The sequence below is a fragment of the Treponema denticola genome (assembly GCF_024181405.1).
GTDB lineage: Bacteria > Spirochaetota > Spirochaetia > Treponematales > Treponemataceae > Treponema_B > Treponema_B denticola_D.
Genome location: NZ_CP051302.1, coordinates 1,906,008 through 1,929,308 on the forward strand (window position 1 = coordinate 1,906,008; position 23,301 = coordinate 1,929,308).

At 39.6% G+C, this 23,301-nt stretch carries 21 protein-coding genes; 9 read left to right on the forward strand and 12 right to left on the reverse strand.

The window, feature by feature from the left end; genetic code table 11:
• Positions 1-69 precede the first annotated feature (69 nt).
• The 5 genes from HGJ18_RS08985 to lysS all read right to left on the reverse strand — a co-directional run bounded on the left by HGJ18_RS08985 (position 70) and on the right by lysS (position 6,928).
• Entirely contained in the window at positions 70-1,614 is a 1,545-nt protein-coding gene (locus tag HGJ18_RS08985; protein WP_253695947.1) for a lipoprotein 17-related variable surface protein, read from the reverse strand.
• Positions 1,615-1,808: 194 nt separating this feature from the next.
• Entirely contained in the window at positions 1,809-2,504 is a 696-nt protein-coding gene (locus tag HGJ18_RS08990) for a YgjP family zinc-dependent metalloprotease (RefSeq protein WP_366792991.1), read from the reverse strand.
• Entirely contained in the window at positions 2,501-3,571 is a 1,071-nt protein-coding gene (locus tag HGJ18_RS08995; protein WP_253695951.1) for a DUF2804 domain-containing protein, read from the reverse strand. The genes HGJ18_RS08990 and HGJ18_RS08995 overlap by 4 nt, the downstream gene beginning before the upstream one ends.
• A gap of 87 nt (positions 3,572-3,658) precedes the next feature.
• Positions 3,659-5,320, reverse strand: coding sequence for an ABC transporter ATP-binding protein (locus HGJ18_RS09000; protein ID WP_253695952.1), 1,662 nt, complete (start codon positions 5,318-5,320; stop codon positions 3,659-3,661).
• A 21-nt stretch (positions 5,321-5,341) separates the two neighbouring features.
• A complete protein-coding gene (gene lysS / locus HGJ18_RS09005; protein WP_253695966.1) occupies positions 5,342-6,928 on the reverse strand; it encodes a lysine--tRNA ligase in 1,587 nt (528 codons plus the stop codon).
• 110 nt (positions 6,929-7,038) lie between these two features.
• On the opposite strand from lysS, the gene HGJ18_RS09010 reads away from it, so the two are divergent.
• Together HGJ18_RS09010 and HGJ18_RS09015 are read left to right on the forward strand one after the other, a co-directional pair.
• On the forward strand, positions 7,039-7,968 hold the full coding sequence (locus HGJ18_RS09010; protein WP_253698325.1) for an Hsp33 family molecular chaperone HslO: 930 nt from the start codon (positions 7,039-7,041) through the stop codon (positions 7,966-7,968).
• Entirely contained in the window at positions 7,958-8,581 is a 624-nt protein-coding gene (locus tag HGJ18_RS09015) for a precorrin-8X methylmutase (protein ID WP_253695968.1), read from the forward strand. The genes HGJ18_RS09010 and HGJ18_RS09015 overlap by 11 nt, the downstream gene beginning before the upstream one ends.
• A gap of 76 nt (positions 8,582-8,657) precedes the next feature.
• On the opposite strand, the gene HGJ18_RS09020 is transcribed toward HGJ18_RS09015, so the two are convergent.
• From HGJ18_RS09020 to HGJ18_RS09035, 4 genes are all read right to left on the reverse strand, one after another.
• On the reverse strand, positions 8,658-9,053 hold the full coding sequence (locus HGJ18_RS09020) for a type II toxin-antitoxin system VapC family toxin (RefSeq protein WP_253695970.1): 396 nt from the start codon (positions 9,051-9,053) through the stop codon (positions 8,658-8,660).
• Positions 9,050-9,289, reverse strand: a complete 240-nt coding sequence (locus HGJ18_RS09025) for a type II toxin-antitoxin system Phd/YefM family antitoxin (protein WP_002667318.1) — start codon at positions 9,287-9,289, stop codon at positions 9,050-9,052. The genes HGJ18_RS09020 and HGJ18_RS09025 overlap by 4 nt, the downstream gene beginning before the upstream one ends.
• Positions 9,290-9,420: 131 nt before the next feature.
• Positions 9,421-11,079 (reverse strand): ABC transporter ATP-binding protein, encoded by a 1,659-nt coding sequence (locus tag HGJ18_RS09030; protein ID WP_253695972.1) that lies wholly within the window; start codon positions 11,077-11,079, stop codon positions 9,421-9,423.
• Entirely contained in the window at positions 11,076-12,896 is a 1,821-nt protein-coding gene (locus HGJ18_RS09035; RefSeq protein ID WP_253695974.1) for an ABC transporter ATP-binding protein/permease, read from the reverse strand. Before HGJ18_RS09035 ends, HGJ18_RS09030 begins: the two co-directional genes overlap by 4 nt.
• A 165-nt stretch (positions 12,897-13,061) precedes the next feature.
• Between HGJ18_RS09035 and HGJ18_RS09040 the strand changes: the two genes are divergently transcribed.
• The 4 genes from HGJ18_RS09040 (at position 13,062) to HGJ18_RS09055 (ending at position 15,754) form a co-directional block, all read left to right on the forward strand.
• On the forward strand, positions 13,062-13,910 hold the full coding sequence (locus HGJ18_RS09040; RefSeq protein WP_253695976.1) for an Rpn family recombination-promoting nuclease/putative transposase: 849 nt from the start codon (positions 13,062-13,064) through the stop codon (positions 13,908-13,910).
• Positions 13,911-13,964: 54 nt separating this feature from the next.
• Positions 13,965-14,648, forward strand: coding sequence for a metal ABC transporter ATP-binding protein (locus HGJ18_RS09045; protein ID WP_253695978.1), 684 nt, complete (start codon positions 13,965-13,967; stop codon positions 14,646-14,648).
• A gap of 1 nt (position 14,649) precedes the next feature.
• Positions 14,650-15,468, forward strand: a complete 819-nt coding sequence (locus HGJ18_RS09050; RefSeq protein ID WP_253695980.1) for a metal ABC transporter permease — start codon at positions 14,650-14,652, stop codon at positions 15,466-15,468.
• Positions 15,469-15,553: 85 nt separating this feature from the next.
• Positions 15,554-15,754: a hypothetical protein gene (locus HGJ18_RS09055; RefSeq protein WP_253695981.1), complete on the forward strand. Its 201-nt coding sequence runs from the start codon at positions 15,554-15,556 to the stop codon at positions 15,752-15,754.
• Positions 15,755-15,813: 59 nt separating this feature from the next.
• Here the strand turns inward: HGJ18_RS09055 and HGJ18_RS09060 are convergent, their stop codons facing one another.
• From HGJ18_RS09060 to HGJ18_RS09070, 3 genes are all read right to left on the reverse strand, one after another.
• Positions 15,814-16,695, reverse strand: coding sequence for a hypothetical protein (locus HGJ18_RS09060; protein WP_253695983.1), 882 nt, complete (start codon positions 16,693-16,695; stop codon positions 15,814-15,816).
• A 57-nt stretch (positions 16,696-16,752) separates the two neighbouring features.
• On the reverse strand, positions 16,753-19,563 hold the full coding sequence (locus tag HGJ18_RS09065) for a fibronectin type III domain-containing protein (RefSeq protein ID WP_253695985.1): 2,811 nt from the start codon (positions 19,561-19,563) through the stop codon (positions 16,753-16,755).
• A gap of 64 nt (positions 19,564-19,627) precedes the next feature.
• A complete protein-coding gene (locus tag HGJ18_RS09070; protein ID WP_253695986.1) occupies positions 19,628-20,470 on the reverse strand; it encodes a hypothetical protein in 843 nt (280 codons plus the stop codon).
• 115 nt (positions 20,471-20,585) lie between these two features.
• Here HGJ18_RS09070 and thiI point away from each other — a divergent pair, with 115 nt between their 5' ends.
• Genes thiI through rnhA form a run of 3 tightly spaced genes read left to right on the forward strand, consistent with a single transcriptional unit; the run spans position 20,586 to position 23,301 of the window.
• Positions 20,586-21,749 carry a tRNA uracil 4-sulfurtransferase ThiI gene (thiI, locus tag HGJ18_RS09075; RefSeq protein WP_253695988.1) on the forward strand — a complete coding sequence of 388 codons (1,164 nt, stop codon included), beginning with the start codon at positions 20,586-20,588 and terminating at the stop codon, positions 21,747-21,749.
• Positions 21,750-21,751: 2 nt separating this feature from the next.
• On the forward strand, positions 21,752-22,822 hold the full coding sequence (locus HGJ18_RS09080; protein WP_253695995.1) for a 3-deoxy-7-phosphoheptulonate synthase: 1,071 nt from the start codon (positions 21,752-21,754) through the stop codon (positions 22,820-22,822).
• Positions 22,819-23,301, forward strand: a complete 483-nt coding sequence (rnhA, locus tag HGJ18_RS09085) for a ribonuclease HI (protein WP_253681471.1) — start codon at positions 22,819-22,821, stop codon at positions 23,299-23,301. The genes HGJ18_RS09080 and rnhA overlap by 4 nt, the downstream gene beginning before the upstream one ends.

Sequence of the window (23,301 nt, forward strand, 5' to 3'; positions counted from 1 at the left end):
TTTAAGACAGCCGTTTTCAATACAACAAGGCGTTTCCGGCATTGTCCCGAATGCAGCCTTGCCTTGCGGTTAATAATACGGCGTTACCGTAACTTTTAACTCTTTACTTGAACCTCCATGGAGCGTTACATAAATATCCATCGATTTTGATCCGGCAGTTTTGTTGAGCACAATGCTTTTAATTAAAATTTCATTTTCGTGTACGGTTTTTGATGCCCCATTATGCCCGCAACCCAAACGAGTAGAAACATCCCTTTGTGAGTCGTTGACACTTAACAGAAAAGGATTCATTTCCGATTTAAAAGGATTGTTTATTTTAATTCTATTTTCCTTATTTGTATAAGTTCCATCGACATCGACAGAAAATAAAGGATGTTTGTCAAAAGTCTTTTTTTCCCATTTAGTCTTATCTGTTTGCGTTAAAGTTGACGGACTACTCGCCATAAGATTAAAGAAAAGATGTGTGTTCGTCGCGAGAGCCGCATCATCGGGAATACTTGCAAAACCGGACTTTGTTACCTTTTTGAATGCCGTAATGCCGTTTTGGTCTGCAATCTGATCTTTTGTCGCAATGCAAATAGCTGCTGTCAATGTACCTGTGTAATCGTTAGCATCGATCCCGCCGTTTGAAGGATTATAGACACTGTAGTCAATATCAAGTGCACAATGTTCATCCGCATCTTGAGTTTGATAAAGATTGGTATAAACTTGGACCTTTGCTTTAAATTCTTCAGAAAAAAGATCGCTAGGTGCTTTTTTGGTTTCTTTTGCAAAAGCATAAATAGCCGAAGCAAACTCGTCTGCGACAACTTTTATGGCATCCTCATCGACTGTTTTATTCAAAACATACTTAAACACGTCTTCTTCGGTAAAATAATTTTTTGTCAGCGGCGATGTTAAGTGATAAAAATCCGAGTATTCCTTTGTTGTTACCGTATCCGATCCGCCGGCAGTTTTTTTATGATTTTTAACCGTATACACAGGTACGATTTTAACTTTATCGGTTCCTTCTTTTGCAAGGGTTGCGATCAGCTTATATTGTGGAAAATCTCCGAGCTTAACGGAAATTCCGTTATTCTTCTCGAAAGAAAAAGTAAGCGGTGCTTTAAAAAAGGCTGCAATATTTGCATTCGCTTTTTCCGCATATTTTTCGATTGAAAGGTTTCCCTCAATGCCTTCATCGAGCTTCAGCTCCACCTTGTTATCGGAAAGATTTATAATCCACGGCTGAGCATTATAGGGATTGGCAAACCCGCTGAAATTCATCTCTTTTTCAAATTCTTTTCCGTTTTTCGCGCCTCTTACTTTTACGGTAAACGTTCCAGCTTCATCGTCATAGGCTGTAACTTCCTTTTGCATAAACACAATTGAAGAATTGTTCGAAGTTCCGGAAGCAATTTTATTGGCAGCTTCAAAGGGGGATTGCGTACCTTTTGTTAAACCGAATGCCGTAAGCACGTCCGCTTCAACCAATTCATACGGGTTTTGCGGTACGGCAGGAGCTGTTCCCGAATTTTTCGTACCTGAAAGTTTGCCGGCCTGCGGACAGCCCATTGTCAACAGTACAAAAAAAAGAAGTACTGCCGATATTATTGATTTCGTTATATGTTTCATCTCTTTAATCATCTACATAAAGTTAAGGTTAATTCACAAAAATTAGTTACAACAAATGTATTGAATTTTTTCTAAAATATCAAATAAAAACAGCTATCAAGGAAATATATTCTTCGATATTCTTTTATATAAAGAGGTATCCATAAGAAACTAAACCATAATACTTGTCATGAAAATAACTTGGCAGTCTTCCCCTAATAGTCTTCAGAATTCAGGAGCTTAACTCTTTCTTTCCAGTCGGGAAGATATTTGGTCATGTATCGCTTAAAGCGGTCGTTGTGGAGCCTTTCCTTAAAATGAACGAACTCGTGCACCAGCACCATTTCGGCACATTCGCAAGGAAGGGCCGCAAGCTTTGTGTTTAAGGTAATTATGCCCGTATAAGAATTACAGGAGCCCCACTTGCTTTTCATATCCCTGTACTTTATCTCGGAGGCGGCTTCCTTTATCTTAGCTTCCCAAAAGGGCAAGATTTCTTCTACATAAAGCTCCAATTCATTTTTATAAAGACGGTTCAAAATTGAAGGCCGTTTTTTAGGATCCGCTCCGAAAGGCTCTTTTAAATAGATAAAATCATCATCGACTGCGACGCCTGCATTTTTTTTGGCACGCAGTATTTTGATTTTATAGTCGGCTCCCCATAAACTTACCGTGGAGCCGTCCTTTAATGAGGCTTTTATATTCTTCTTAAAAATCTTTTCTTCTATTCGTGCCTGATGTTTTTTTATCCACGCAATATTTTCTTTTACAAAGTCCAAGGCCTTGCTTTGAGAATAGTTTTTTGGAACATGTATACAGGGCAGAGCCGTCTTAGGTGATATGGTAAGCCTGAGTTTCCGTCCCTTTGATTCGGCCCACTCGATGTCGACCCCTTCTATTTTAAGCATCATATTCTGATATTATATTTTTTAGCTATGCCGGGAAAAGATTTTAGCTTTAATTCTTCTCCGTCGGCTGTCAGCAGGGTACCTTCAAAATGACCGTAAACGGTACTGTACTCCGTCCTAAAAACGGCAGCATTTACTCTTTTGTAATTTTTTGAAACAGGAAGAAACACAAGGTCTACCATGCTCTCGGTGTCCTGTATTATCCATTTTCCCATGATTCCAAAGGGACGGGTTATTCTTACCGGAGGAAGGGGGGTGCGCTTCCCGTCATAGAGTATCATATTATCATTATACCTATTGCTGTCGGCTGCTATCGAATTTGCAAGATAAAAAACCAAAGACTTATCTCCCAGTTTGCCGAGTCCGTTTACAAGGGTACGCTTTGACCTAAAACCGGTGTAGGCTTTTCTCACATCAAAAACGCCTACGGCCGTTTCTTTTTTTAGCTGAATATCTTCATTGTACCCCAAACTTACCCAGCCCTTTACCGTCCCTGTCTGCATGTACATGGCCATACATCGCCGGCTCACATAGTTGGGAATTACGCACGAAAAATCCAAGGCTTCTTTATCCCGAATATCCAGATCCAAACGGCCTTCGCATGAGGGACGGGAGTCACGGGCCGAAAAGTCAAAGTCGGCATGAAGTTTTCCATGCGACAGACGGGAGAAAATACGGGCATATCTATATGACTTGCGGCAGGCAGTAACGCTGTATTTTATGTGTTTAGGAATATGAATAAAGCCGCCCGGCAGGTATTGCCGATAGGCATATTTTTGCTGAGTCTTACGAACCCAAAAGGTTGTTTCCATAAAGGAAAAAATGTAGCATGAAAAAAATGCCATCTCGCCTATTATCTCATCATCGCAAAACAAAAACCTCATCGTCCCCGAAATCCGCCCGTTGGTAATTATTCTAGGAAGCGGAATATTACCGAATACCCGATAAAGCCCTCTTATATCGAATTTTTTAAAGCAGCCTGAAAAAGTGCCAAAATTCGATTTTCCGTTTTGTACAGGCTTATCGGGTGCAGGTTCTATCTTGCGTGTGTACAAGTTATCATTAGCCATAGAAAGAATGTTAGCACAATTTGCAAAAAAATAAAAGCCTTTTCACTAATGAATTTTTAAGTTTTGCAAAGATCGGCTGTTGCGCTTCTAAATATCGGCTGATCCGTCTTTTACGGTAACAATTTTATCTGCCCTAGCCCGCAAGCTTTCGCTTACATGGTGCGAAATTATTATGCAGGTTAGTTCCCTTTGGGATAACACGGTATTTTCTATTTCGGCACTCGTTTCCTTATCTAAGGCAGAGGTTGCTTCATCCATCAACAGAATGGGGGAATCCTTTACCAAGGCCCTCGCAATGGCTATGCGCTGTTTTTCTCCGCCTGAAATTTTAGAGGCTCCTTCCCCTATCCTTGTTTCAAGTCCAAGAGGAAGACTTTCGATAAACCTTTGTAAGCCGGCCTTTTTACAGGCTTCTTTAATCCTTTCATCGCTTATATCTTCATTATAAAGGGCAATATTATTTTTGATTGTGTCGTCAAAGATAAATGGAGACTGATGCACTACCGACACAAGCTTAAAATAAGAGGCATCGGGTATTAACCGGATATCCGTTCCGTCTATCTTTATAAGCCCCTCATAGCCGGTAAATTTTTTGTATAAAAGGCTTAAAAGGGTGGATTTTCCCGAACCGCTTTCCCCGACAATTAAAACCTTTTCGCCTTTTTTTACGCTAAGATTTATATTTTTTAAGGCAGGAAAAGAGCCCCGATTTTCTTCATCATCTTCATCTCCACCATCTTGAGGATAGCAAAAACTCATGTTTTCAAAACTTATCGAGTCTTCAAAAGAAATTTTTGCTTCCATATCTTTGAAGTAGCTGTCCTTTTCTTCCATATTTAAAATCTCATCAAGCTCTTTTATCACCGCTTTTGAAGCTAAAAGCGAAGTTATGTAGTGTGTCAGGTTACTCAAAGGGTAAACAATAAAAACAACAAGCTGGCTTGCAGCTATGATTACCGAGATTTTAAAAAAGCCCAGAAGAACCAAAACGGCACCTAAAAAGAAAACTCCTATGTAGGTTATGTTGGAAAGCAAATCTCCGAGGCTTCCCATAAAGCCGTTCATGCACATGTCTTTAAAAGAAGCTTTTTTATAACCGGTGTTCGCATTGCGGTGAAGAATCTCGATTTTTTCCTGAAGGTTATAGGACTTAATCAAATCAAAGGCGGAAAATATTTCTTTTAGGCTGATAGTGTAGTTTTCGCTCTTTTCAATATAGTCTCTTTCGGCTTCAGCTACAGGCTTCACCGTAAATTTAGGCACAATGAGCTGGATAAGACCGGTAAAAAGCACAAAGAGGGAAAGCCTCCAATCCATAATTGAAAGCCAAATAACCGAAACTATCAACTGTAAAAATGAAGGATAAATTCGGAAGATTGTCCAAAAGTAAGACTCTTCCAGTTTTTCAACATTCTTTGTAAGAAAGGCAACATAGCTTCCCGAATTGCGCGAGGCGTACTCGCTAGTGCTCATAGTTAATATTTTTTTCATCAAGGCTTCCCTCAATGAAAAAACCGCTTGTGCACCTGCTTTTTCACGCACCCTTGTAGTCACAATATTGACCAAAAAGGAGATAACAAGATAGGCTATGGTACCAATGAGGTACAAGTGCAGCTTTTCGATAGTTCCGTTTGTTGCATAGTCTATTGCCAGCATCATCACATACGAAACTCCTACTTCCAACGCAGTGGAAAGGGCCTGCAAGACAAGGTATAAAACCATATACCATGTCTTTAAAAATTTGAACATAATGTTCCTCCATAAAAAGTTTTAATAATCTTTAAATATTTTCTCCAGTCTTTCTTTGCCGATGGTTTTCATAAAGCCTGCAAGGCGCGGGCCCTGATCCTTTGAAACAAGGGCTTGATAAACGGCAACAAACATTTGTTTGGGTTCCAAGCCGCATTCTTTTGCAGCATCGTAAAGGGCTGTCGAAAATGTCTTTTCGTCCATCGCGTCCATTTTAGGTAAAAGGGAATCCCTTATCGTTTTAATCGCCTTTGTTTCCGGCTCGGAAAGTTCAGCCTTTGAGCCGTCAGCTCTTAAAGCAAACTTAAATTCTTCGGGAGCACCCCCGTCCGTGATCCAGTTCCAAGCACATTCGGCACGGGTTCTCAGCCTATCGACTTGAGCAGGCTTTACATCGGGAAGCCCCTTGATTACGGCTTCAATATCGCCCGAATTTATCTGTAAAAGATTGCATAAATGCCTAAAAGGAATTTGATAGGAAATACACTCAGGCATTCCGTCTATTTGAGAAAGCTCATAAATTCTATATTCTTTTTCGAAGGTCTCATCGTTTTTAGCCTTTTCTGCCTTCCACGCAATGCGCTCGGTTTTGTCATAGTCCTCGTAAATCTTAATTACATCAAGGTCAAAGCTGATAACGAATTCGGTGTTGGGCCTTGTACCCGCAAAAAGATAGCGGGCAACTTCGGGCTGATAAACTTCGAGTACTTCGGCAAGGCTTACAACCTTTCCCTTAGAAGAGGCCATCTTTCCGGGCACACCCTTTAAACCGATAAAATCATATCGGAAACTTACGGGAGCAGGCCAATTATAAATGCGGTCGGAAACCAAGCTTGCAGTATCAAAGGAACCTCCTTGTGAATGATGATCCTTTCCGGCCGGCTCAAAAACGGTTTTTTCAAAAGCCCAGCGCATGGGCCAGTCAACCCTCCAGCCCAGCTTTACAGATTTTGCCTTACGCAGATCCACGGCTTCACAATGTCCGCATTCGCAAGAATATTTAAGAGTCCAGTCATTGTCCCATGATTCTATCTTTGTTGTGTCTTTATTACAGGCTGTACAAAAAACGGAAACGGGCCAGTATTCTTCGGTAATTTTATGAGACTCATCTCGGTAAGTATTTAAAATGTCTTTAAGATCTTCCCTGTTATCCAAGGCTTTTTTCATTCCTTCGGCATACATTCCCTTTTGATAGCGTTCGGCCTGATAAAGATATTCGGGGTGAATTCCGACGCGGGGCAATACGGCTTCTACATCATGCTCGTGATGACGGGCATAGTTTTCATCCCTCTCAAATGTATCTGGAACCATCGTAATCGGATAACGGAGGTATTTTTCCAAAACTTCGGGCTTGGGCATATTTGCGGGAACCTTGCGGAATACGTCATAGTCGTCCCAAGAATAAATAAAGCGCACGTTTTTTCCGCGGGAGCGCAAAGCCCTCACAACCAAATCGACGGAAATAATTTCGCGGAAATTTCCTACATGAACTGTTCCCGAAGGCGTAATACCGGACGCACAGGTATAAACATCGAGGTCTCCCCTCTCTCTTATGATTTTTTCGGCAGCCTGATCCGCCCAATGTAATAATTTCTTTTCATTTGACATAATTTTTTCCTTAAAAACACTTAAATATAGACAAAAACATGGTATTTTATACAAAAAAAGAGAAGGTGTCAATCCTTGTACAAAAGCCCAAACTCTGGTATAATCCGCCTATGATAGATAAACCGATAACCGATCCCGTCTTAATAGAAAAATTTAAAACCATGCACGAAGACGGAATGACGGTCTTTATGCTCGGCGAAGGCCAAATCCGCGGAGCTTTTTTTCACGGAACCCGCTTTGTAAATAAGATGAGGGTGCAGCACAATTTAGGTATTTTAGAAAGCCTAGCCCTCGGCCACGCCTCCCTTTGCGGGGCACTCTTAATTCCGACAATGAAAGGAAGAGACAGAATCATATTTAGATGCGACACCCAAGGCCCCCTTGTAGGCTTTAGTGTAGAAGCCTTCAGCGAAGGCTTTGTAAGGGGCTATCTTTTGGAAGACCCCATAAGACCGGATAGGCCCTTAGAAACGTGGGACCTAAAGCCTCTTTTCGGAGAAGGAAAAATCTCGGTTATCCGTTTTCCTGAAGGTGCCAGAGAACCCTTAACCGGAATCGTCGAGATAAAACACAAAAACATAGCCCTTGACCTATCCGAATATTTTTTACAATCCGAGCAGACGGTAACGGGCTTTAATACAGGCATCCAATTCGACAAGGAAGGAAGAATTATCGGGGCGGGCGGAATGTATATTCAGCTAATGCCCGGAGCCGAAGAAGCCTTGATAGAAAAGGCGGAAAGAGCCTTTGCTGCCTGCCCCTCGATAGGCCAATGGTTTGCAGAAGGCGGAGACAGGGAAGATGTCATCTTCGGCCTTTTCCGTGACTGTAATCCTCAAGTTTTAATCGAAAGAAAGATAGACTTTTATTGTCCCTGCTCGGAGGAAAATTTCCGCAATAAACTTTTTACCCTACCTGAAAAAGAAATTGCAGACATGTACGAAAACGGCCCTGAGCAAATAGAGCTTTATTGCCATAACTGCGGTTCAATCTATAAATATCCCAAAAGTATCTTAAAGGAAAAAATCAATGTACATTAAAAAACCTATGGAAATAGAAAATAAAAGCATGGATATAATTGAAGAAAGCATGAAGGATGTTACTTTTACGGAAGAAGAAAAAATTATAGCCAAGAGGATGATTCACACTACGGGCGATGTCGAGTATAGAAAGATAATCGTATTTCAAAATAACTTTATAGAATCGGCTAAAAGGGCTCTTCAAAAGGGCGTAACTATTTTTACGGATACCAAGATGGTACTGACAGGCATCAACAAACCCGCCCTCTCAAAAACCGAAAATAAACTTTTATGCCTCATCGATGACGAGAGGGTTTTTAAGATGTCCAAGGAAAACGGAATCACACGCTCTTCGGCAGCCGTAGACCTTGCAGTCCAAGAAGGAGCCAAAGCCTTTGTCATAGGCAATGCCCCGACGGCTCTTTTTAGGCTTTTGGAGCTCTGCGAAGAAAAAAAAGTTTCCCCCGAATTTATAATCGGCGTTCCCGTCGGCTTTGTAGGAGCTGCCGAATCGAAAGAAGCCCTGCGTTCAAGCCCCCTTCCCCAAATCTCTACCGTAGGCACCAAGGGCGGAAGCAATGTCGCCGCCTCTATCATAAATGCCCTGCTTTATATGATGGTAGAAAGGGAGTAAAAAAAAGTTACAAAAGGCTTGAGGATATTAAGAATCCGCCCTTCCGATATGGATTTTTACTTCGTGGAGCCCTGTATTAGAACAAAATTTTTAAACCGTATTTTTTATAATTTGTAATCTGATGATCAACAGACAAAAAATGGTAATCAGACTGTATTGCTTGCCAAATCATTATTCTGTCAAATGGATCTTTATGTTCTATCGGTAATTTATAAAAGGTAATTAATTCATCATTTTGAAAAGACCTGCATTTTAAAAAACTATTTTCTAGTTCTTTGTAGAATTCTTCAGGTTTTATCCCGTTTAAAGATAGTTTTCCCATATTAAATTTTATTGATATTTCCCATAAACTAGCCTGACTATAGAAAATTTCGTTTTCATCTGCTAATAGTTTATTATAAACTGACCGAGATATTTTACTTGTATCAATAAATGACCATAATAAATAATGTGTATCTAGTAGGATTTTCATAAATTAATAAATTCTTCATCTGTAATTGCCCAATTCTCACTAAATTCAACCGTTGCTTTTCCTTCCAATGTACCTAGTTTTCTCACTTTTATTCTCTTATATTCTTCAATTGGAACAATTACCGCTATTGTTTCTTTTTTTCGGCCGAATGTTATCCCGATTTCTTTACCTAATTCCACTTCTTTTAAAAGTGAAGAGAAATTTGTTCTTATTGTGGCTGCAGACAATGTTTTCATATAAATATAGTACCATGTATGTATAACATAGTCAAGTTGTATACATTTTAAAAAATACTATTGCCGTGCTATATACAGTTTCATTAATTTAAAACAAGCTCTTCAGTGCGCCAATCTTTGATAGTGCGTTTCTACCTTACCCTTCCCTTTTCAATGTAAACAATTTTATCGGCGGCGTTCACGGTGGATTTGCGGTGGCTTACGATTAAAACGCCTTTGTCTTTTTTTTCTTGATATATTGAATTTAAAATGAGGGCCTCGTTTAAACTGTCCAAGTTTCCGGTCGGCTCGTCGAGTAACAAAAGAGGAGCCTTGTGCAAAAAGGCTCGGGCAAGACCTAGACGCTGCTTTTCGCCGCTTGAAAGATTTCCTCCAAGCTCGGTCATCTTCGTATCATAGCCTTCGGGAAGACTCATAATAAAATCGTGGATTGCAGCTTTTTTTGCAGCTTCGATAACTTCCTCTTTTGAAGCATTCCTGTTTGCAAGAAGAATATTTTCATAAATAGATTTTTTGAAAATATAGGTCTGCTGGGTAATATAAGAAACAGCTTCTCGTAAACTTGCCGTGTTTATCTTTTTAATATCGATGCCGTTCATCTTTACCTCACCCGACAGTGGATCGAAAAAGCGCATGATTAGGCGGAGCAATGTACTCTTACCGCTTCCGCTTTTGCCGCAAAGACCGACTATCTCATCTTTTTTAACGGAGATACTTACATCCTTTAAAACTTCCATATCGTCATATCTAAAGTTGATGTTATCGGCATTGACTTTTTCAAAGCTTACATTTTGGCCGTCTGTAACTTCATCAAGTTCCGGTTTCTCTTCAAGCAGGGAAAAAACTCTTTCTGCTGAAGCAAATGTTTGCTGCAAGTTTACTGCCAAACCAGAAACCGCAATTATCGGGCCGTAGCCTGAAAGAAGCATCAGGTTGGAAATTAAAAAAGCGGCAAAGTCAATTTTTCCGTTTACCAAGAGGAAGGCAGAAATGCCCAGCATTAAAAAATTGCAAAGAGTAAGAGCCGCTTCCGTAATTGCAAAGGTTTTCCCCTCAAAGTTTTTTAAGAGCTTAAAGGTTCCGCTTATGGCCTCGCCTCTCTTTTCAATATCATCTTTTCTTTCTTTTATCTTGTCAAAAAAGATAATCTCCTTTATTCCGAGGAGGGAGTCCAAAAAGAAAGAATTAAGGGAGCTCATTTTTTTTCGGTATTCTACACCGGCCCCGTCATCCATCTTAGCGAAGAGGAGCGGAAGGAAGAAGCCGATGACTATATAGATGAGGGCAACCGTAAGGCTCAAAACAATGTGTATTTTAGCAAAGATAATTAAGGCAAAAATAAAGTAGAGAACGGCAGAAGCTGCCGGGGCTATTGTGTGGGCATAAAAAACTTCGAGCAATTCTATGTCGGCGGTTATAATAGACAAAAGACTGCCTGAATCCTTTTTTTGTAATTTTACAAAGGCGAGTCTTCTCATAGCCGTAAAAATTTTATCCCGTATCAGAGCCAAAAGGGTGAAGGCTATGTAGTGCCCCGAAAGCTGTTCGCCGTATCTAAAGATACCTCGGCTTACGGCACAGACGATGAGACCTATGATTACAAAATTCAAGGAAACCGAAACATTAAAAATCTTTAAGTCTAAAAGAGAAACAATGCCGACTCCGCCCAAAACAGGGATGGCCGCTGCAATGATAAAGCCCAAAACCCTTAAGATGACCGTTATAGTCATAACACCGCTAAGAGGTTTTACAAATACTATCAATTTTTTTATAAGTTCGCTTTTTTTCATTTTACACCCATCCGTATTTTTTCAAGATCTTTTTGCTGCAAATACATCCTTGCATAGATGCCATTTTTTTCAATGAGGCTTGAATGAGTTCCTTCTTCTTTTATTTCGCCTTTTTCAAATACATAGATATGGTCTGCATTTTCAATGTTTGCAAGCCTGTGCGAAATAAAAATAATTATTTTGGTTTTACTTAATTCATAAAGAGTGCTTAAAATAAGCTCTTCACTTTCTACATCGATATTGCTTACAGCCTCATCAAAAATATAAATGTCCGCATCATGGAGGAGTGCCCGTGCAAGAGCAAAACGCTGAACCTGTCCGCCCGACAAATTCTTTCCGCCCGATTCAATATAAAAGTTCAAGCCCGAATTACCGTTTCCCGAAGAGTTTCTGTTTAAAATAAACTCGTCTAAGAGAACTTTTTTTAATACGCTCATCAATTCTTCATCGCTTGCAGAAGGCTTCGCTATTAAAAGGTTTTCTCTAACCGAAGCTCCGAATAAAAAGCTTTCGGTAGAAACAAGGTTCATATACTTAGCTCTAAATTCGTCGGGGAGTTTTTTTGCTTCTATTCCCGATAAGAGAATTTCGCCGGAATAGTTTTTTTGTAAGCCCATAAGTAAGGCAGCCGCAGTGGATTTACCCGAACCGCTTTCTCCTGCGATGCCGTAAAAACCCGGCTTTAAAAATTCAAGAGAGATATTTTTTAGAGCCTGCTTTGATTCGTTATAATTAAAGTTTAAATTTTTTACTTCGAGCGAAGGCAAATTGCCCTGTAGAGAATCAGGCTGACTGCCGGGCTGAGACCCTTTAATTTTTTTTGCTGTTTCTTCAAGTTCGGCTTCGCTTAAAACTGAAGCCGAATCGCTTTTTACATCCATCAATTCAAAGAGGCGGTTCGCTGCGGTTATGCCGTTCATCGCTATATGAAAGAACGAGCCCAAGGCACGCAGAGGTAAAAAGAATTCGGCACATAGCAAAATAAAAAGAAGAGCGCCTTCTATCGAAAGATTTCCGGCTCTTAACTGATAAAGACTTACAATGGTACCGAGGGCAGTCCCGCCGTATGCAACGGTATCCATCACAAAGATAGAATTAAGCTGCATGGTTAAAACCCTCATCGTTACCCGTCTAAAATTTTCCGCCTCGGCATTTAGTTCACTATGCTGAGCCTCATCGTCGGAATAGGCTTTCAATGTGATAAGGCCGCGGAGGTTATCCAAAAAGGAATCTCCGAGCCCCGTATAAACGTCAAGGTATCTTTTTAAAATACGCTTTGCTATCTTTTGAATAGCCACGATCGAAAGAGGAATTAAGGGCACACAGATAAAAAGCACAAGGGCGGCAAAAAAGTTTATCGGTGCAAGAATTATAAAAAGAGTTATCGGTGCCGCCATACTGAAAAAGAACTGAGGCAGATAAGCCCCAAAATAAGAATCAAGCTGCTCGATTCCGTCAGTACCTATTTGAGTAACCTCGGCCATGCTTATATACTGAGAATAATTAAGCTTTAACGAAATAAATTTATCGTAGAGCATCGAGCGCAATGTTCTTTTAACCTCGGTTCCTGCCCTATACGAAAAGTAAGAACGCTTACGGACGGCAATAACTCTTATTATCAAGGCCGCTGAAGCTGCGCATAACAACACAAAAACCGTTTTTTTATCAAGCGAAGAATTATATAAGCTGAAAATAAAGCGCACAGTTACAAAAGTTATAACCACATTGCACAATAGAGAAATCCATGAAGAAAGAGCCGAAAGCAATATCCATTTTTTACTTTTCGGCACCGACCTTGTCAGGCGTTTATGAATCATAGCTAACCTCTAAGAAAATATATTCGTATTTTATAGGAAAGAAATAAAAATAGCAATAGGCTAACTTTTAAGCTGTTGTAATTATAAATTACAAAATATTTTTTAAATTTTACTCATAAATATTATTTTTTCATATAAATATAATAGGAGGTATGAGAGGAACAAATGAAAAATGATACAAATTTCAAAATAACCCTACGAAATGATTATGCTTTTAAGCGTATTTTTGGAACTGAGGAAAATACAGACATCCTACAAGATTTGCTGGAATGTATACTCGACATTCTACCTGAAAATATCGCAGGATTAGAACTTTTGGATAAAGAATTTCATAAAGAAATTTTGACCGAAAAACTAGGTATCTTGGATATAAAGTTAAGACTAAAAGACGAAACAATTATAAATATTGAAATACAGAATAGGTGGAGAGGAGATTTTCCTGAAAGAAGCGTATATTATTGGTCAAAAATGTATAACGAAAGTATAAAACAAGGTCAAGACTATACAAATCTTCCGAAATGTATTACAATAAATTTGATAGGAAAAGGCTTTAATAAAAATAAGCGTTTGCACAATAAATATTTCGTTATGGAAAAGGATACAAAAGAGCCTTTATTTTCAAAACTTGAGATTCATATTATAAATCTTGAAACAGCAAAGCTTTTAGAAGAATCAAATTATAAGGACATTAAAACAAAACGCTTATTAAGCTGGCTGAAATTTATTGAAACAGATGATAGGGAGGTAAGAAAGATGTTGGCACAAAATTCCAAAACGATGAAAAAAGCAAATGCAGCTATTGAAGTAATGGAAATGAGTCCTCGAGACAAATGGCTCTACGAATCCCGCATGAAATATCAACACGATATGGCATCAGAAAAACACGAGGGCTATACAGAAGGCGTATATCAAACAAAACTCGAAACAGCAAAGAGCTTACTTGATCTAGGCGTGGCACACGAAGTCATTATGCAAGCCACAGGCTTAAAACAAGACGAAATAAACAATCTTTAATAAATACAAGTCCGTCTTGCAATCTTTAAAAAAAAGAAGTAAAATGCGATTCCTATGGTAAAAATAAATTCTCTCAAGTTTAAATATCCGAATTCAAAAAAAGAAGTTTTAAAAAATATAAATTTGGAAGTAAAACAAGGCGATTATATTTCGATTGTGGGAGAAAACGGCTGCGGAAAAAGCACCCTCCTAAAGCTGATTTTAAAATTGCTGAAAATACAAAAAGGTGAAATTATTATCGATGCAAAAAGAATCGGCTACCTTCCGCAAAAAAAAGAAAACCTAAACGATTTCCCGATTACGCTTTTTGAACTTTTAAATTCCTATAGAAAAATATTAAAGATACGGGAAAGCGACTGTGCTCTAAAAGCCCTGGAAAGAGTGAATTTAACCGAATACAAAAACAGCCTTGTAGGAGAACTTTCCGGAGGCCAGCTTCAAAAGCTCTACATAGCCCGAGCCCTTATCGGGGATCCCGACCTTTTAATCTTAGATGAACCTTCTACCGGAATAGATGTTCAGGGGCAAAAAGAAATCTATTCTTTTGTAAAAGATTTAAACGTTAAAAAGGGGCTGACCGTCATTTCGGTTGACCATAATTTGGATGCCGCTATTTTTAATTCCACCAAAATATTTCACATAAAAAACGGAGAAGGCCATTTGTGTAATCCCAAACAATATACTTCGGAATTTTTTAATCCGAACTTTGTTCAATTTAAACCAAAGGGGGAAAAATAAAATGCTTCAATACGGTTTTATGCAAAATGCCTTTATCGTTTCTTTTTTTATAGGAATCCTTTGTCCTTCAATCGGCTTATTTTTAGTACTCAGAAGATACTCCCTCATAGGGGACACCCTTTCCCACAGCTCCCTTGCAGGCGTTACCCTTGCCCTCGCTTCAGGAATAAACCCCATCCTCGGTGCCTTTATTTTTACGACAGCAGCAGGAGCCCTGATAGAAGCCTTGCGGAATGCTTTTAAAGAATACCAAGATTTAATCCTCTCAATAGTTTTGTCCTTGAGTGTCGGAATCGCTATTACCCTCATAAGCTCAGGAACCGTTAGAGCAAATGCCGAAACCTATTTATTCGGAAGCGTCTTAACCGTTTCTTCTTCGGATCTGATTACCGTGATTGCTTTAAGCATCTTGTCATTGGTTACTCTCGGCCTCATGTATCACAAGATGGTGTACATAGCCCTCGATGAAGATATTGCAAAAATAATGGGAGTTAAGGTCCGCCTTATCAACTACTTGTTTTCAGGTCTAACAGCGGCAACGATAGCCGTTTCATTAAAAATAGTAGGAATGTTGGTTTTAAGCTCGATGATAGCCCTCCCCGTCGCAACGGCTCTTCAATTAAAAATGAGCTTTAAAAAGACATTGATTTTTTCTATTTTGATAAGCGTCGCAGACATCATGCTCGGCTTGGTCTTATCCTATCACCTAAATGTCGCCCCCGGCGGCTTTACAGCCCTCGTGTCGGTCATTGTCTTAATATTGACAATAGGGATAAATTTATTTTTAAAATATGTTAAACGGAATAAGCTGTCTGCATAATAAAAGTAGAAAATAAATAATAGGCAAGCAACAAGTTGCGGAAAAAGGCAATTTAGTATATAATTTATAGTTATGGGGGTAGATTATGTCTGATGCTCTTATACAAGTTGAAAATCAAGTTCTTTCTTTTTCTTTAGCAGAACAGATTCGACTTCTTACCTTTATTGCAAATAATGTGAATAAACAAACTTCTATGTTGGCAGAAGGAGAAGCCTTAAAAAAAATTAGAGAATCAAGTCTGGAAACCGTTTGGAAAAGTATCCAAGCACATACTTTTACAGATTGAACAAGCAATCGATTATGTGCTAAAAGAATAGATCCATAAAAACAGCTTACCAACCTTATTTAAAATTTTCTATACGGGGAACGGACAGGCTTAGAAGCATCTCGGATAGTCCAGTCCTCAAGGGCTTCGCTTGAAAGACGCGGCATAAAGCGTTTTTCTTTTACGGTCTTCATCGAAGAGCCGGCACCTACAGATTCGTTCCACCAATCGTATAAGTGGACATTTGTCTTTACACCCAAAAAGTTGTGAGTTTTTTCAAGGGAAACAAAGCCGATTGGGTCATATTCATAAAACTTTAATTTTGCTTCCGCCGTGTTCGGATGTATTTCATAAGGCAGCCATTTTTGCGGAATATAATTGTTTCCGATTATTTTTTTGTACTCACTCGGCATTCCGTAGGCGTAAAGAAGCTTAGTATGGGTATCAAGTGCACACATTAAATTATTAAGAGCATTTTCAAAAATACTGTCCTTAGCCGCATAAGCGGTAAATTTAAAAAAGATAAACCTTTGAAGAATCTTAGCTTCTGAAGGCTCATCATAAAGAGCCAAATCAAAGGGGTAAACTCCTTCTACCTTGTAATAAACTACATCGTTTATCTTATTTGTTATGCCTAAAAATATAGAAGAACCCGGCACCTCGGGTTCACTGTATTGATAAGTTTTACCTTTTTTTCCCCAACCTTCATGCGGAGCACACGGCTCCCATTTAAAATCGGAGGTAAAAAGGATTTCAACTGCCGGTGCCGACCCCTTTGAGGGCGAAGTAATTTTTGCCATGTGGATTAGGCAATCACCCAGCCTTGCTTTTTCGTAAATGCAGTCAGGATTTTCGGGATTAGCTTTTATACTATTGTCCTCTAAGTCCCCGGCTATTAGAAAATTCACAAAACAAAAGATAAACAAAAATAAATTGAAAAACTTTAAAACGAATTTTTTCATAAGATTTCTAAACTTGAAAAAAGCCGGAGGCTCACGGGGAGCCTTCGGCTTTTAAAATTATTTCCAGCTGATTGTATAAATTACTTTGATAGTTCCTTCCGATTTTGTATCGGGATTATTTACTGTGTAGGTAATTACAAAATCTTTTTCTTCTCCTGCTGAAAGAGTAAAATTTTGGTCATAAGTAATATTTACACGCTCCGGCTGATTAAGTTGCAGTGCAGCTGCATCTAAACTCCATTTTCCGATAGTTTCGTTGTAGACAAGTTTAATGATACTGTTATTGTCTAAAACCTGTTTGCGGTATACAGGTCCGCCGCCTGCCCATGTCTTTTCAGTACGCCAAAAATCATGCCTATTCGATTTTATCAGATAGGTTTTAAATAAAATATTCATTTCAGAAAAATCAGAAAAATCCTTAGCCAGAACAAAATTATTATCATCCTTATACTTATTTATTTTTACAAAATCTTCTTCTTTCACATATTCACCGCGTCCGCCGTTTGTGATTCCTGTGAACCAGCCATCTGATCCTTCAATAGGAAAGTCGTATTTCCATTGTATGTTATCCGTACCGCCGTTTGCATTTACCGTAACGGCAAGATCATGCGCAAGATGAACACCATCAATATATTTATGGTTGATGTGAGCACCGTCTGCCGTAGACCAAGACTGTAAACTTTCATTGTGAATTTTAGGAGTTATTTTAAGGAACATTGTAATAAAAGATACGGAAACATTTAGGTTTGCAGATTCTACAGTCAAGACAGCAAACGTTTTATCTTGATCCTTAAATACATCTTCCGGTACACCAAACCATTTTTTAACCTTATACCGAGAATTAGGCTCCGGTGTTGCAATAAATTTGACTTGTTCACCCTTTTTTATATAGGCTCCGGATTTGATGGGTTTACCGTTGTGCAGAGCAGCAAGAGTGCCTCCTTCTTCTCCCAAAACAGAAAATTCAACCTTGTAAGACTCTTCGATCTCGATTGCAGCATAAACACTTTTTTTGCTTGCAGACTGTTCACCTTGAACCGTATTGTTAGTATTCGTAACTAGGCAATAATAGTATGTTATGCCGGCAGCAGAGGTATCGGGTGTAAAGGTGTACTCGGCTTTATCGGCATCCGTTACGGCCGTTCCTTCTGTCTCAGACGAGGCGGCCTTATACCATTGGTATGATAAGGTTCCGTCATCTTTGGATTTGGCTTTTACTCTTAGGGTAAGCCGTTCCGTACTGTTAAGACGAAGGGTTTTGCCTTTAGGCTGTTCCGTTATTTCAGGGTTTAAAGCATCGGACTCAATTTGCCCGTCAGTTATGTGGCATTTTGCCCGTTCGCTTTCAGTTTGTTCCGATTTATTGTTGCCCGTATTCGTGTTTTTGACGATACAGTAAAAATAGCATTTTGTTTCGGTTGAGGTATCGGTTATTTTGTATGATGATTCCGTTGCGTCATCAATTTTCGTACCGGCTCCTGTCCGCGTATCGGCCTTATACCATTGATACGAAATCGTTTCGCCGTCCGGTACAGGTTCCGTTTTTACCTCAAAAACGAGTTCGGGGCTGTTCAGTTTTGCATAACCGTCTTTGGGTTGTTCCGAAATAACGGGCTTAACGGCCGTATATTTCGGATTTGTATCTTTGGTAACGTTTTTTTTGGTTGCTTTAACCTGCCCTATATAGGGAGAATACCCCGGTTTAAAAGACTTTTTTTCAGCAGGTTCTTTAAACGCAGGATTTTTTTGCGCATGATAATTATTTGCTTTTATATTCTTTTTTATCCAGTCATACAATACCACCGAGCCGTCTTCTTTTACAAAGCCTACCGGGTCTGTCATATAAAAGGGTTCAGGAAAATAAGTATGGCTATTTTCACTAGGCTGTGCATAATCTCGCCAATTACTTGTTACGCCTACGCTGCTTATATCCATAGGGTCGCTGTAATAAAAGAGGAATTTTGAATACCGGTCTACGCAGAACATTGAATTATCAAGATCTCCGATTGTTATCTTTGATGTAAAACGGTAGAAAAAGAAACGATCTTCATGCTCAGGGTCGGGAGTCGGCGTGTAACCGCCATGCTGAGACCAGCGTTCCTTTCTCGTTTTATAGCGGTAAAATTTTACATTAGTATTTGTTTTGGGCCAACTTCCAAAATCTTGTCCTGCATATGTATCCGGCGTACCTGTCCAGCTTCCTTCTTTAAATTTGTAACTTGCTACATTGTCAGCGTTGTTAAAACCGTTTATATATACAACCCATTCATTGAATTTGTTTGAGTTAAAGTTATCCGTATCCCGCTCATCGGGTTCCCCTTCTTTATAGTACACCCAAGGATCTACCTCTTCAGTTTCAGTTTTAATTTTTACGATAAACTTTTTATTACCATGCGGGTCTTTAGGGTTATAATCAGCACTACCGTTATTTATCGAGCTGTCTTGTTCCAAAAAAAGGAATTTTTGTACTTCGACGGCGGGGTTTTGTTCGTCTATTATTCTGATAGGAACGGTTACGGACTCACCTTCTTTTAAGGCGGCCTGCCCGTCTTTTCCTTTTATGGTTACCGTTACTTTAACCGGTATGCCTCTGTTATCGACTACGGAGGCACTTATAACGTCAGAATCGAGTATGGCGTCCTGTACATTTACCTTTCCAATAAAATCTTCGCCGTTTTCTTCAGGGTATAAGGTAGTTGCACCTACTTTTATCGATTTTACGGTTAGGCTTCGTTTATTATCGCCACGATCTCCGACAGAACGATTGTACCAGGAAGAACCGAGCGCCGGCTGGCACGAAAAAACTAAACACTCAATAAAAAGTATTAAACACAAAATAAACAGCTTTTTTCTTTTCATAAAACTCATAAACAACTCCTGTAAACTTTAATATCAATTAAATCAATAATGAAATATATCCTCATTTTCAAATCTAGACCTTAAATAAAAGGCCTAAACTTATACCGAAGTCCAAATTGTTCATATAAAAGGACTTTATCTCATCTCTTTCAAAATTAATTTGAGGATTTTGTTTTTTTGCATTTTCCATAAGTTTTCTCGGTAAGGAGACATAGCCAGGCTTATAAACAGCATAGGAGGCATAAGCGCCTATCATAATGTCCATTCTAGCAATTACAGGTTGATTATATTCTATCGAAGTTTTTAGTACAAGCCCCAGCGGATTCATTTTTTTCATCATGGATTCGGGGATATAGAGCGTTCCCGTTTCAGGAGAAAAATCGAATCCTTCTCCTGCTAAGTTCTCTAGTTGCTCTTTGTTTAAATTTGTATACAATTCATAGGTTGGCTGCGGATCTGCCAGAAGCCTTCCGCCTATGCCGAAACCTAAAACCAGCCTGTTCTTTAAAAGCATTGTTTTAAGGCTTGTTCCGAAGGTTACAACCGGCGTCATATAGACACGGCAATAAACTTCGATACCATTACTGCCCGAAATCTGTCCCGAAAACCCCTGCCCTACACCGATATTAAAGGCGAGTCCAAGTCCTCCAAATGTATTATTATTTGTATAATTAAAATATCGTTTCGAATCAAAAATATAGGTAAGTTCGGCTTCTCCGTTCATAATAAAACCGGCCATACCGCGCATAAAAGCGGCACCCAAATATTGTTTATCAGCTTCATTTATATGGGGGTCAGTGTAGGAGCCGGAAAAATTAGATCTAAGTCCCAGAGTAAAGCCTTCTTCAAAAGCAAAGGCCGAAAAACCTACAAACACAAACATAACCAGAAAAAAAAGTTTCTTAATCGGTTTCATAAACACCTCTCGGGTAAAGAGTACGAATTTTTTATAAAAATGTCAATAAGAGGATAAATTATTATAGATTTTCACTGATGGACTTTTTTGCATTTTTTAGCTAGAATATGAACTTATGGAAGAACTTTTCTATCTTGCAAAAATAGGCGAAATTAACCTAAAAAAAGGAAATTTAAAAGACTTTGAAATGCGGCTTTCGCAGAATTTACGCAGCTATTTACCGGAGGCTAAGCCCAATATACGCGTAAGGGCCGGAAGAATGTATGTAAGCATTAAGCCCGAATTTAAAGAAAAAGCCGAAGAAGCCCTAAATAAACTCATAGGCATTACAGGCTGGGCAGAAGCCATTCCTGCCGAAAAAACTATTGAAGCCATTACCGAAACAGCCAAAGCTGAGGCTATAAGAGCCCGGGATGCGGGGGCTAAGACCTTTAAAATAGAATCCCGCCGAGGCGAAAAAAACTTCCCCCTGACCTCCTACGAAATTTCACGGGAAGTGGGAGGGGTAATCCATACCGAAGGAATTTTAAAAGTAGACGTCCATAATCCCGACATTGTAATTTCCATCGAAGTAAGAGAAAAGGCCTTTATCTACGGCCTTGAGCACAAGGGACGGCGGGGACTTCCCTGCGGCTGTTCGGGAAGGGGGCTTTTACTCCTATCGGGAGGAATAGACTCCCCCGTTGCAGGCTTTAAAATGCTTACCCGCGGGATGAAGCTGGACTATATCTATTTTCACTCTCATCCCTATACCTCGCCCGAAGCTCAAGCTAAGGTTGAAAAACTGGCCGGCATTTTAGCGGGCTATGGCCTCGGCGGATACCTCAATATAATTCCCTTTACAAAGGTGCAGCAGCAAATCAGAGAAAAAAGCCCCGAGGCCTATCTAACTTTAATGATGAGAATCTGCATGATGAAAATAGCAAATATGACGGCAAGGGGTATAAATTCCAAATGCCTTATCACGGGAGAAAGCCTTGCTCAGGTTGCAAGCCAAACGGTAGAAAACTTGACCGTAACAAACTCTTATGCGGAATTTCCTGTTTTTAGGCCCCTCATCGGCCTTGATAAGGAAGAAATTACGATAGAAGCCAAGGAAATAGGCACCTACGAAACCTCAATCTTGCCGTACGAAGATTGCTGTGTAATGTTTTCACCCAAGCACCCTGTTTTACACTCAAACCTCAAAGACGCTGCCGAAATTTTCGAAAGGATGGAAATAGACAGCCTTTTAGAAGAGGCTTATGCTCAAAGAGAAGTAAAAAAGATGAGTTTTTAAAGATGATAAAAAACCTTATTGACCTCCGAATCGAGAGGATTCATTGTATAAGTTCTCCTGCCGAAATGGTAGAAAAAATACCCGCCTCGGATTCTCTTTATTCTTTTATAGCCGAAGCCCGAAAAACTATCAGCAATATAATAAACGGAAAGGATGAGCGTTTTTTACTCATAGTCGGTCCCTGCTCGATTCATGACACGGAGGCAGCCGAGGATTATGCTATGCGCCTTTTAGAGCTAAAAAAGAAATGCTCCGATTCTTTCTATATTATAATGCGTACCTACTTTGAAAAACCCAGAACCGTTTTAGGCTGGAGAGGCCTTATCGTAGAACCTGAACTTGACGGCTTTATCAATATTGAAGGAGGCATTCAAAAGACAAGAAAATTTTTGATTAAACTTGCCGAAATAGGCATTCCTGCCGCCTCCGAAATGGTAGACCCTATGATTCCCCAATACATTGCCGACCTTGTAAGTTGGGCTTCGATAGGAGCACGCTCGGCCGAAAGTCAAATCCACAGAGAAATAGCCTCAGGGCTTTCAATGCCGGTCGGCTTTAAAAATACCACCTACGGAGACATAACGGCCGCTATAAACGGGGTAATTGTTTCCCGCCTGCCCCATGCCTTTGTAGGTATTGCCAGAAACGGACTTTCGGCAATAGTGCACACAACCGGAAATCCCGACACTCACTTGGTTTTAAGGGGAGGGGTTTCAAAGCCCAATTATAATAGAGAAGAAGTTGAAAAAGCGGATTCTCTTATGAAAGAAAAAATGCTTGAACCGAGCATAGTAATAGACTGCTCCCACGGAAATTCAGGAAAGGACCCGAAAAAACAGATAAACATCTTTGAAGAAAGCTTAAAGCTCCGCTTCGATAAGAATGAACCTCTTGACTATATAAGGGGCTGTATGATTGAAAGCTTTATCCAAGAGGGAAACACCTCGATAGAAAAAGCAAAGGAGCGCAGCGAATACGGTAAATCCATAACCGACCCCTGCCTAGGCTGGGAAGAAACTCAAAAAGAAATACTAAGAGTCTATGAAAAATATAAAAGGAGAAAGCAAAAATGAATATTGAAATATACACGGACGGAGCCTGCTCCAAAAATCCCGGCCCCGGAGGATGGGCCTACATAATGGTAAACAAAGATTCAAAAGAAGAAATATGCAGAGAAAATGGGGGCGAAAAATCTACCACCAATAACCGCATGGAACTCATGGCTGTTATAAGGGCCTTAAAAAAGATAAAAGAGGGGACTGCATCCTTGGCAGACAAGTCCGGCAAAGCCTTGGACTATAAAAGCATTTCGGTACACACAGATTCTCAATATGTGCAGCAGGGCATAAGCTCGTGGATCTTTAACTGGAAAAAAAATAATTGGAAGACGGCCTCCAAACAGCCCGTAAAAAACCAAGACCTTTGGCAAGAGCTGGATTCCCTTTCAGCCTCGATTAAGCCTGAATGGATTTGGGTAAAAGGCCACGCAGGAAATCCATTAAACGAAGCCTGTGACCGCCTTGCAGTTGAAGCCTGCCAAAAAATGATGTAA